The sequence below is a fragment of the Streptomyces sp. S6 genome (assembly GCF_054880855.1).
Genome location: NZ_JBTYMC010000660.1, coordinates 1 through 1,222, shown reverse-complemented (window position 1 = coordinate 1,222; position 1,222 = coordinate 1). Strand labels below are relative to the sequence as shown.

The window sequence follows — 1,222 nt, the reverse complement described above, 5'->3', positions numbered from 1 at the left end:
GCGCTCGTCGGCGGGCGGCCCGGCGTGGGCGCGGCGTCCGCGTACCGGGGGCGGCGGTTCGGTGCCGGCTGCGCCGGACTTCCTGGGGGGACGCATGGACTCCTCGCTGGGCGGGTGGGTCGGGGGCTCGGACGACGGTCAGGCGCTGGTGCCGACGGGGGTGGCGGTCTGCTGGGCGGAGGCGGTCGCCTCGCGTTCCCGGGTGGTGGGCGACAGGGCGACGAAGGCGGAGGTCAGGAAGAGGTAGGAGCCGAGGCCGACGGCGAGCGGGAAGATGAACTGCATCGCCGTGGCTCCGGGCAGCGGCGCCCCGGAGGGTTCGACGTGCACGCTCACCGCGAACATCCCGGTGTAGTGCATGCTGCTGACGGCCGCGCCCATGACGAGGGAGGCGATGGTGACCGCGACGGGCGACTCGATGTTGAGCGCGGCCCACAGCGCGGCGGTGGCCGCGACGATCGCGATCACCACGGACAGGGCGACCGTCATCGGGTCGTAGTGCACGTCTCCGTGCAGCCGGACGGCGGCCATGCCCAGGTAGTGCATGCTCGCGACGCCGATCCCGGTGGTGAGCCCGCCGGTCAGCAACGCGCGCGTGCGGTCGCGTCCGTAGCCGACGGCGAACACTCCCGCGCAGACGACGGCCATGGCGACGGCGAGGCTGAGGACGGTCAGCGGCACGTCGTAGCGGATGTCGGTGCCGCTGACGGCGAAGCCGAGCATGGCCACGAAGTGCATGGTCCAGATGCCGGTGCCGATGGCGGAGGCTGCGGTGATCAGCCAGTTGCGGCGCGAGCGGCCGGTGGCGGCGAGCGCGCGTACGGTGCAGCGCAGCCCGAGGGCGGCGCCGGTGCAGGCCATCACGTACGACAGCACGGGGGTCAGCCAGCCGAAGGCTGCGTGGTCCAGGTGTCCCATGGCTCAGGGACGCTAGTCCCGCCAAGGGTGCGCAAAGGGGGCACGTTTCGGAAAGTGCCGCAATCTGGCGGAGACGGGCGTGCACGTGATCGCGCCACGTCCGGACGTGCACGTTACGGGTGGCCGGGTGGCCGTGCGGGATCATGCGGTGCATGAGCGACGACCGCACGCACGTCCAGGAGTTCTTCACGGCCCGCGCGGCGGGGTGGGACGCCAGATTCGCCGGCGACGGCCCCGCCTACGCCGCCGCGGTGGCCGCTCTGGAGCTGCGTACGGGCGACCGCGTCCTGGACGCCGGCTGCGG

Annotated in this window: 1 protein-coding gene and 1 pseudogene; one reads left to right on the top strand and one right to left on the bottom strand. The window is 73.2% G+C overall.

Features of this window, described 5'->3' with window-relative positions:
• Positions 1 to 138: 138 nt before the first annotated feature.
• Complete coding sequence (locus ACVNF4_RS36235) at positions 139 to 918, bottom strand: MHYT domain-containing protein (protein WP_461807065.1); 780 nt, start codon at positions 916 to 918, stop codon at positions 139 to 141.
• A gap of 143 nt (positions 919 to 1,061) precedes the next feature.
• Here ACVNF4_RS36235 and ACVNF4_RS36230 point away from each other — a divergent pair.
• Positions 1,062 to 1,222 (top strand): annotated as a pseudogene (locus ACVNF4_RS36230) (SAM-dependent methyltransferase); the annotation flags it as partial.